9 protein-coding genes are annotated in these 10,064 nt (G+C 39.3%); 5 read left to right on the top strand and 4 right to left on the bottom strand.

The window, feature by feature from the left end:
* Nucleotides 1-177: 177 nt before the first annotated feature.
* Nucleotides 178-1,170: a replication initiation protein RepM gene (gene repM / locus BTV98_RS12990; protein ID WP_143505764.1), complete on the top strand. Its 993-nt coding sequence runs from the start codon at nucleotides 178-180 to the stop codon at nucleotides 1,168-1,170.
* 170 nt (nucleotides 1,171-1,340) lie between these two features.
* Here repM and BTV98_RS12995 read toward each other — a convergent pair whose 3' ends face one another.
* Complete coding sequence (locus tag BTV98_RS12995) at nucleotides 1,341-2,276, bottom strand: ornithine cyclodeaminase family protein (protein WP_075103742.1); 936 nt, start codon at nucleotides 2,274-2,276, stop codon at nucleotides 1,341-1,343.
* Between the two features lie 12 nt (nucleotides 2,277-2,288).
* Nucleotides 2,289-3,578, bottom strand: a complete 1,290-nt coding sequence (locus tag BTV98_RS13000) for an MFS transporter (protein WP_075103743.1) — start codon at nucleotides 3,576-3,578, stop codon at nucleotides 2,289-2,291.
* Nucleotides 3,579-4,082: 504 nt separating this feature from the next.
* Between BTV98_RS13000 and BTV98_RS13005 the strand changes: the two genes are divergently transcribed.
* The gene (locus BTV98_RS13005; protein ID WP_075103744.1) at nucleotides 4,083-4,481 is read left to right on the top strand and encodes a hypothetical protein; all 399 of its coding nucleotides are present in this window, start codon (nucleotides 4,083-4,085) and stop codon (nucleotides 4,479-4,481) included.
* Nucleotides 4,482-5,052: 571 nt separating this feature from the next.
* On the opposite strand, the gene BTV98_RS13015 is transcribed toward BTV98_RS13005, so the two are convergent.
* Nucleotides 5,053-6,216, bottom strand: a complete 1,164-nt coding sequence (locus tag BTV98_RS13015; protein ID WP_075103745.1) for a zinc-dependent alcohol dehydrogenase — start codon at nucleotides 6,214-6,216, stop codon at nucleotides 5,053-5,055.
* A gap of 223 nt (nucleotides 6,217-6,439) precedes the next feature.
* Between BTV98_RS13015 and BTV98_RS13875 the strand changes: the two genes are divergently transcribed.
* Entirely contained in the window at nucleotides 6,440-6,574 is a 135-nt protein-coding gene (locus BTV98_RS13875) for a TdeIII family type II restriction endonuclease (RefSeq protein WP_083606213.1), read from the top strand.
* Between the two features lie 76 nt (nucleotides 6,575-6,650).
* Here the strand turns inward: BTV98_RS13875 and BTV98_RS13025 are convergent, their stop codons facing one another.
* Entirely contained in the window at nucleotides 6,651-7,034 is a 384-nt protein-coding gene (locus BTV98_RS13025) for a mobilization protein MobS (RefSeq protein ID WP_075103746.1), read from the bottom strand.
* 255 nt (nucleotides 7,035-7,289) lie between these two features.
* Here BTV98_RS13025 and BTV98_RS13030 point away from each other — a divergent pair, with 255 nt between their 5' ends.
* Complete coding sequence (locus tag BTV98_RS13030; protein ID WP_178379387.1) at nucleotides 7,290-8,903, top strand: MobA/MobL family protein; 1,614 nt, start codon at nucleotides 7,290-7,292, stop codon at nucleotides 8,901-8,903.
* Nucleotides 8,904-9,081: 178 nt separating this feature from the next.
* Nucleotides 9,082-9,819, top strand: a complete 738-nt coding sequence (locus BTV98_RS13035) for a hypothetical protein (RefSeq protein ID WP_075103748.1) — start codon at nucleotides 9,082-9,084, stop codon at nucleotides 9,817-9,819.
* Nucleotides 9,820-10,064: the final 245 nt, after the last annotated feature.

Raw genomic sequence — 10,064 nt, forward strand, 5'->3', positions numbered from 1 at the left:
GTATGATGACGACATCTATCGGGTATGATGACGACATCTATCGGGTATGATGACGACATCTATCGGGTATGATGACGACATCTATCGGGTATGATGACGACATCTATAAACTTGACTAGATGACGACATATAAGTATATTGTCGTCATCTAGTCAAGTTTATAGGAGAGGTTTACGAATGGAATCCAGTCAAGGTAGCAGTATGAATAATCTAGTGGTCAAATCCAACCGATTGAACACAGCTATACAAAATCTGTCATTAGTTGAAATTAGATTAATACAGCTAGCCGTTATTGATAGCAGGGAAACTCAGACAGGACTGACATCCGATGATCCTTTGCGCATATCAGCTAAGCGTTATGCGGAGTGCTTTGATGTAGATGTCGATACAGCTTACGATGTGCTTTTATCAGCAGAAGCAACACTTTTTGAACGTAGGTTCTCATTTATAAATGAGCGGGATAATCAAGTTAAAACGCGCTGGGTAAGTCAGGTTGAATATATAAAAGGTGAAGGCTCAATCGAAATTATTCTTACACCAGCAGTGGTCAAAGAGATAACACGTATCGATGGTTTACAAACATTTTTTACCAAATATCTGCTAGGACAAACGGCAACACTCAATAGCGTATATTCAGTTCGTCTTTATGAACTTTTAATTCAATGGCGTAAAGCGAAGAAAACCCCATTATTTGATTTGGAAACGTTCAGAGGTCAATTAGGGTTAGGGGTTGATGACTACAAGCGTATGAGCGATTTTAAGCGTCGCGTATTAGATGCTGCTGTTGCTGAGATTAACGACAAAACAGACTTGAAAATAAGTTATGAACAAGAAAAAAGTAAAAGCACGATCATAGGCTTTAAATTTAAAATAATTACTAAGAGCAAACCTAAGCAACCACAAGAAAGAACCTTAAACCGTGACGCTCATACAGCAGATATGTTCACGATTGATGGACTATCTGACAAGCAACTGTGGCGTATCAGTCGGCATAAAGAGTTTATAAGCACGTATAGCGGTCTCGCCAAAGGCGACGCTGGTAAGAACTGGTCAGCGTATAGTGATTTTATAGTTGGTGAGATCAAAAAAGACGCTTCCAAATTCAGTAAGAAACGCCCTATACGCGAATATTTAGACGGAAATGAAGCAGACTATGACTTCTCAAGGTAAAGACAAAAACTGACCACCTAGAATAGTCTGTTATAGGTGGTTCCCTTATATCAGTTTGTTTTAAGTGGTCTATTAATAGGTTTGAAGGGCGAAATGACTGGTTCCGCTGAGGTATAGCTTAAGTAGGTTTATACCTACTTTTTAAAATTACAACAATACTATTTAATAAATTAAATAGTACTTTCATAAACTAAGATAGCTGCTGCCAAATCCTCCATCGCTGTCCCTACCGCTTTATAGACTGTTATTTCACATGCACTAGTACGACCTTGGTGTTGACCTTGGCATAAAGCCGCTAAATCAGCTTTAACCTGATCACGTTGAAACACTCCTGCTGAGATAGGTGAGAGTAAATCACCAGCTTTATCTAGTGCCTCACTAGTGTCTACAAATACAGAGGTATCAGCAAACATCGCATCATCAGATTCACGCATGTCAGGCTTAAAACTACCAATCAAATCCACATGCGTACCAGGTTTAACCCAATCACGTTTTATTAAGGGTCCTGTTGATAAGGTCGCGCTACTAACAATATCACTATTTTCAACTGCTTCCTGCAGATCTTCTACTGCAATAGCTGGAAACCCTTTGGATTGTAAATCGTCAGCTAGTTTAACGGCTCGCTTATAAGTGGTGTTCCAAATTTTTATAGTTTCTAGACTAAATAACTCCCCATACGCAAAAGCAAGCTCACGGGCTACATTTCCAGCTCCCACGATAAGTAAGCTTTTGGACTCTTTACGAGCTAGAAACTTTGCAGCTAGCGCAGAGGCTGCCGCTGTACGCTGACAGGTAATAGTATTGCCATCGATCACCGCAATAGGCATCCCATTCTTAGCATCAAATAGTGTATAAGTTGAAAAAAGCCCAGCTAGACCAAACTTCTTTCCATTATCTGGATAGATAGTTACATGCTTAATACCCAAGTAACGATTCTTTTGCCAAGCTGGCATAATGAGCAATGTAGCGCCCGCATCATCGCTATCAATCGCATGATTATGACGACGCGGTACCACACACTCTTGTTTAAACATCTGATCAATAGCTTTAATTAAGGCGTCATATGGTAAAGCAGCGGCGGTTTGTTGTTTATCATAAAATTTCATAAGTTATCCTTTCTAGTTATCACTACTACCAGTCATTCTATTTGAAGAAGTGCTTACAAAACTAATAGCTATAAGAGAAACCACTCCTGTTAAGATCATGTATATTGCAATTGATCGGTAGGATTGATCAAATTGAGTGAGTAAATAGGTAGCAATTAGTGGTGCTGTACCACCAGCAAGAGCGGCTCCTATTTGATATCCTAAGGTAACGCCTGTATATCGAACATTGCTTTTGAAGATTTCAGAAAACATAGTACCAAGAACCGCAGTAATAGGCGCCCAAACAATACCTAGCCCGATGACAGTGGCTACCACTACACTTAAGAATGTGTTCTGCTCTAATATCCAGAAGTAAGGGAAGGCATATAACATCATAAGAACAGTACTACCGATATAAACTCTTTTGCGTCCAATCTTGTCTGAGAGAGCTCCCATGAATGGGATAAGAAAGATAGTTACTACCATAGCTATGGTAACTGCATTAAGTACTTGTGTTGTACTCAATGATAATTGAGTAGTAGCGTAATATACAACAAAGGTAGACATGATATAAAACGGCGCAGTCTCAGCAAACTTGGCACCTACAGCGATTAGCACTTCTTTTTTATGAGTTTTAAACGTTTCGAATAAAGGAACTTTTACTACCGTCCCCTCTTCTTTGTTCTTTTTAAAGTCTGGCGTTTCATCAATTCCTTTACGGATCCAAAGACCAAAAATTACTAAAAATGCGCTTGCAATAAATGGCACACGCCACCCCCATGCCACAAAATCTTCTTCCGGTAACATAGTCATCACAGTTAATGCCAATGTCGCAAGTAGTAGACCGATTGGGATCCCCATTTGTGGCACACTACCAAAAAAACCACGCTTTTCAGGCGGTGCATATTCAACTGCTAATAGCATTGAACCTCCCCATTCGCCGCCTATACCAAGGCCTTGAATTATACGCAACATCACCATCAAAATTGGCGCAGCTATTCCGATCGCTTGGTAAGTGGGTAATAACCCCATCAAGACTGTTGCACCACCCATCAATGCCAAGGTAGCTACTAAGGTTTTTTTTCTTCCAATTTTGTCACCGATATGGCTAAAAACAATCCCGCCAAAAGGTCGAACAAAAAACGATAATGCAAATGAGGCAAAAGCTAGCATTGTACTCAAGCTCTCATCTCCTGTAGGGAAATACAGCTGATTAAAGACTAGAGCGGCTACCGTACCATATAGAAAAAAATCAAACCATTCGATGGCGCTGCCAACGAGGCTGGCAGTAAGAACCCGTTTAGATACCGAGGGATTGGACATATAACATTCCTTGTTAAGACTCACTATCTTGCTTTTAGTTTATATTTTTATATAAACAACAATAGTAGTTAGTACGCCACTCTCAACTTAATTAGAAAGTGATTGAAAAAAGAAGAACAGCTCATAAGTTTAGTGTTTTCGATTAAGAATGCACTAAACTTATGAGCTACTAAAAGCTGAACTTACCATCTATACCTATTTAATGGAAGAGTAGTTCTACAAAATAATTCTTATAAAGACACTTAGAATCACGGGTTACGAGCTCTAGTCTTTCTTGCTTTGGCATCCTATTAACCTGACTATGCTCTCAATACTGTAGACACTAACTTGGGAAATCTTAATCATAAAGCTCGATGCCTGTATAGGGCACCAAACCAGTGAAAGCACCTGATTAGTTCGCCATATGTATACTAGCAATACTCTAAAAAACAGCTTCTCCTATAACTGATTCTATTGGTGCGCTGATAATAGTAAGCTCGATGCAGAAAACAGGAAATTATGCTTATGGAAATAAATGAATGCGAAGGAAAGTTTTGGAATAGTGACTCTTTTCATTATTATTTAGAGAGTGAAGACACATGGGATGTTGATAAATATTGGGATCTTGAATATTCACTAATAAAGTTAAGTAAGTACCTGAATGACAAGAATATGATAGAAAAAAATCTTGCAAGAAATATCTATTACCTAGGAAATAGTATAAATAATCTAGTCTATGCTCATAGGAGCTCTACAGTTGCATGGACATGGAAGTTTGATACATATAGATATAGCGAAGATGACATTGACTATTGCATTGATAGGTTTAATCACCTCATGCGAGTTTTATGGCAAGCTGGTAGCTACAATCATGAAGAATCAATAAATTTTTTTAGAGAAAATCCGTTATTTAAAGATATTTAACTACAAGACTTCATTAAGAATTCTCACTAGTAAACCACACGTTTTTCCCATAATATAATATTATTTTAATAATCAATAACTTACGCACCGTGTTCGAGTCCTCACTAGGGAACCGAACCAGTGAAAGCGCCTGACTGGTTTGCCATAGGTATACTTACAATAAATTATAGTGCAATGGGAAGATAGAACTAAGACAATTAAAGAGCTGATTAAAGAACTCCAAAGTTTTGGGGATCAAAACTTGATTGTTATGATAACTAATGATGAAGGTGAAACATTTAACGGTAAAGTTGGTTAGCAAAGGGTTTGTAGCTAATAAAGATGATCCTGATAAATATAAGAAAGTTTATTGTGCTTTACACTTCTAAGCTTTAAGACCATCTAAGACAGTTAGCTAGTTTTTTAACCCCTAAACCCATGAAAATCGGTTGGGGATGATTTTTTTGTCGTGTGCAGAGAAAAATAAGTTAAAGATTTTTTACTAGCTGCTTTAGCGATAATCATTATTTAAGATAATCTCGTTAAAGCAGCTATGACTTAACTCTTAAATGTTAAGGGTAAATTTGAAAAATTAAGGAGTTAAAATGACTTTACGACATTCTTCTTCACGCTTTTCGAAAATTTCATAACCTTTAGCAGCGTCAGACAAATTCATACGGTGAGTAATAATAGCTTCAGGTGATAAATCACCATTTTCAATATACTCTAATAATTGTGGTAAATACTTGTGTACATGGGTTTGGCCCATTTTGAAAGTAAGTCCTTTATCAAAAGCGTCACCAAATAAGAAACCATGAATGGGTCCTGCATACACACCAGGAACACTAACGACCCCGCCACGACGCACAGCTGCAATACATTGACGTAAAGCTGCACCACTTGACCCTTCAATTTTCAAATTGGTCATTATTGTTTCTAGCATACTGCCTTTGGCTTCAAAGCCAATCGCATCAATAACGCCGTCAACCCCGCGATGTCCTTTGGTCTGTTCAATGATGAATTCAGCAGCATCTACCTTATCGAAATTAACCGGAATAGCCCCGTACGTATCTTTAGCATACTGCAAACGGTAGTCATTATGATCTACCATGAAGATCTGCTCAGCGCCTAACATTTTGGCACAAGCTGCTGATAACAACCCCACAGGACCCGCACCATAAATAGCTACGGTTGAACCTTTAGTAATATTGGCATTAGTCACGGCCTGCCAAGCAGTTGGTAAAATATCTGATAAAAATAAAACCTTCTCATCTGACAGTGAGCCATTTACTTTGAACGGATTAAAATTACCTTTAGGAACCCGTACAAATTCTGCTTGTCCACCAGGAATCCCACCATATAAATGGCTAAAACCAAATAAAGCAGCCGGTGGCGGAATTATTTTTTTATTAATAGCAGCGCCTGGGCCTGTATTTGTAGTCTCACAAGCGGACATTAGGTCATGCTGACAGAAAAAGCAGTTACCACATGCAATAACAAAAGGAATAACAACTCTGTCGCCTTTTTTAACAGCTGTGACTTCAGAGCCTACTTCTTCAACCACACCCATAAACTCATGACCGAAGATATCGCCTTCCTCGGTTGCAGGTATTTTGCCACGATATAAGTGTAAATCTGAGCCACAAATTGCAGTTGCAGTCACACGTAAAATAACATCATCTTTTTCTTGCAGTTTAGGCTCTGGGACATTGTCCACTCGCACATCTTTAGCACCGTGGTAGGTTAAAGCACGCATAATTTCTCCAATTAAGTAAAGCTTGCAGAATCTCGATAAACAATAATCTGTGATAATACAAGATGAAAGTTATTAGAATCAGTGGTTTATGTTAACTAAGTTAAGTATTACTCAATTATATTAGCACCTTGAAAATCGAGATTTATAATTAACGTGTGTTAAAAAGGTTGCGTGTTGTAAGTAAAAAATTGTAGTGGTTAACTAATTTAGGACACCTAATAAAATTCAAACCTACATCGCCATTACTTATAACCCTGAGTCGAGAACGGATAATAATTATAAGCGTTGGGGCAACTTTTATGACCGCCAAGATCTGTTAGTAGGTGACGAGTTATGGCAGCTTGTGTCAGGTGGTTAATTTTCACTCAATGATATGATTGATATTCTCTGCTCGTCTACAATGAAAGCTTCATAATCTCATTAAAAAACTAGCATTAATCTTCTACAAACATATTATCTTCATCAACAGGGAGGCCAGTATCTGCAATATTGGCAACTAATGTATCATCATCTGTATGTTTATCGCCGTTATAGTCAATTTCATTATTTTTATTGCTGATTTTTTTTAGCTTTTCTATAACATCAGACATTAACTCTCTATCACTTTCTCTGGTTAAAAAATCATCTAAATTATTAGCAACATATTCACGTAATTTTTCAACTTCGTTTTTTTCTAAAGTCTCTATTAAGAAAGCACCCAGTAGTATCTTTTGTCGTGTCAGCTTCTTATCTAACTTCTGTTTTTCTCTATTTATTTTCAGCTCAAGCTCATTAATCTTTTGCTGTTCCTTCAAATCATTACCACCAAGTAAGCTCATACCATATCCTTAAATTATCAAATTATTTATCCATCTAACTATAGCAACTTCGCCAGTATCTAACAATCTACTATGATATAGTTAATTGACGGATGGTTGAGTCTCACTGACTAAGTGCGAGTTTTCGACTTTACAAATGTTTACTACCTACGGTCGCACATTTATAAAATCAAAACATCGGCAGGGGCAAGCCCCCACACCCCCAACATTGCAAAAAGCGGAATGTTAAAAAACCAAAAATTAGAGCTTATAGAAATGGCTATTTTTATCGCATCGACCAAATCCATATCACGAGGTAGCGGACAAAGTGCTGTTGCTTCTGCAAGCTATCGCGCTGGTGTTGAGCTTGAAGATAAGCGATATGGTAAAACCCATGATTACTCCAAACGCTCAGGTGTTATGAGCACGGATATTATTTTGCCGTCAGCATTGGCTGCTGCCAATGCTGCTATTGATCGTAATGATTTATGGAACAAAGCAGAGGCAGCCGAGAAGCGAGTCGATGCGCGAGTGGCGCGTGAATGGCTGATTAATCTACCGCATGAATTAAATGAGCAAGACCGAAAAGAGCTGGCGCATCAGTTCGCTCAGACGCTTGCGGATCGTTATGGCACGATTGCCGATTGCGCCATTCATGAGCCAACTCAGAGAGAGATTGATCGCGGTGCAGACCCCCGAAACTTTCATGCTCATATCATGTTTACCACGCGTACCGCAGCAATTGGCAACAACAATGAGATCATATTGACTGACAAAGCCAGTATTGAGCTGTCAGATAATAAGCGGCGTTCGCTTGGTATGGAGCGCGTCAGCCATGAAATTACAGATGTTCGCCAACTATGGGAGCAGATCGCTAATGAGAAACTGATCGAGCATAATCATGAGTTGATTGATTCGCGCAGCTATCACGATCAAGGTAAAGACATTGAGCCACAAATTAAGATGGGGAGTGTTGCAACCAAGCTAGAGCGTGATAAATATGAGAGTGAGCTAAAAAAAGCAGTGCAAGCCAAAGAAGAGGGCAAGCATTACGAGATTGATAAAACACCGGCCACAGTCAGAGGTGAGATTAATCTTATGATCAATGAGCGCAACCGTCTAGTACAGACACGCGAACTTGCTGATCTGCGCGAAAGTCAGTTATTTGTCGTCCCAGCTGCCCCCACACCGAAGTATAAACCCAGTCAAGACAGCAATGACGAGCTAGAACAGGCTGAATCAGTGGTTGAACGAGTAAAACAGGCACGTATTCAGCGTCAGATTGCCCTCGCTGCCGCTGAGAAGTTAGAAAAACAGCGTATTGCTCAGCGGCAACGCGATATAGCCGCTCAAGAGGAGCATGAGCGCCTATTAGCGCAAGAAGAAGCGCGTCAGGCAAAGCTTGAGCAGCAACGCGCCCGAATAGCAGTAGAAGAGGCCAACTTTAAGAGACAACACGACCATATCTCGCATCAAGGACTATCAAGTCAGCATAGAATCCTAAAAACCATCGACCAAAAAAGCGACTTTGGCCAACGCCTCAAAACCTTACTTCACCTCGATCAGCAAATGAGCGCATGGCAGCATTACCGTAGTGAGCCGAGCACCACTGATCATCAAAAACAGCTTGTTGATCTTGAGCAGCATAAAATTGGCAGCCTCATCACCAGTCAAAGCAAGCAGCTTCTTAATGACATCAAATCCATAAGCGATTTATCGACAAAGCAAGCACACACGAAAACCTTAGAGCGCGTCTTTGACGACATCAAAGATCGACAACAAAGTGCCATTAGCCCCGAACAACAGCGCCAAATGAGAACGATATCCGCTGAAATAAACGGTTATAGCCGTGATATAAACCGCAATCGAGGCATGAGTCTTGGCTTTTAACCCTTATAAGGAATATCAAACGACATTTACTGTCGCATACTATTTTATCAGAAGCTTCTCAGACGTCCCACAGTGCCTTTTTGATGTTAGGGTACCGATAATACATAAACCATCTTAAAAACGCCTACAGCAGCACTCAGAGGCTAAATAACATCATTATTAGCAACTAGGACAACCCATGTCACAAAATGACCTATCCATCCAATTAGAAGACCTACTGATTGCGCTTGAAACATACACCAAAAAACTAGATAAGCAGCTGATTGATAGCTCTAACTTAAACCATGCGTATCATAAACAAGCTCAAAATATTGCTGATTGGGCAAAAGAGCTGACTTCACTGCTAAAGACATATCAAAACAAAGAAACCTTGCTCCAATCTGACTTTGTTGCAGCCATTAACAAAGAGATAGCAAGAGTATTTGAAGCCAATGAAACTAACTATCACAAGCGTATTGATGAAGGCTTTACCAAGCACATCACGGATGCTAGTGATGAGTTCTTAAAAAAGACCCAGCTGCTTAATAAAGACTTAGGGAAGATACAGACCTCTGTTACTAGTGTCGCTAGTAACCTTGACGATACTAAAGGCAAGATAGCCGAACTAAATATAGAAGCCTCCAAACAGATGCTAGATAACGTTAAGCGAGAGTTTGGCCGTCATTTAATCATCACGCTTTCAGCCTTGGTTCTCGTAATCTTTGTTCTAAGCTTCGGTGCAATGTGGCTGTTTATACCTAGCAAAGCTGAAATCAGTGAACGACAAGATAACTATAATTCTCTTGCTAAGGCGCGAGTAGCACATAACGTTATTAAAAAACCTGATGGCTATTATGCGAGAGTTAATCCTGACGACTGCATTGAAGATGAGAAAAGCTCTTTTTACAGTAAAGCAGTGTTATGCAAATTTAAGTAGTTAGCTTCGTAAATCAACCATTAAAAATAGTCCTTTGTTTTTTAAGCTTATCCACAACCAAAAAGCTTTTAAATGCTTTTAAATGCTTTTAAATGCTTTTAAGACCCTTGAAGTCTATATATATCAAGGTGTGTGTGTGTATGATGACGACATCTATCGGGTATGATGACGACATCTATCGGGTATGATGACGACATCTATCGGGTATGATGACGACATCTATCGGGTATGATGACGACATCTAT

This window comes from Psychrobacter sp. Cmf 22.2 (assembly GCF_001921745.1).
Taxonomy (GTDB): Bacteria; Pseudomonadota; Gammaproteobacteria; order Pseudomonadales; family Moraxellaceae; genus Psychrobacter.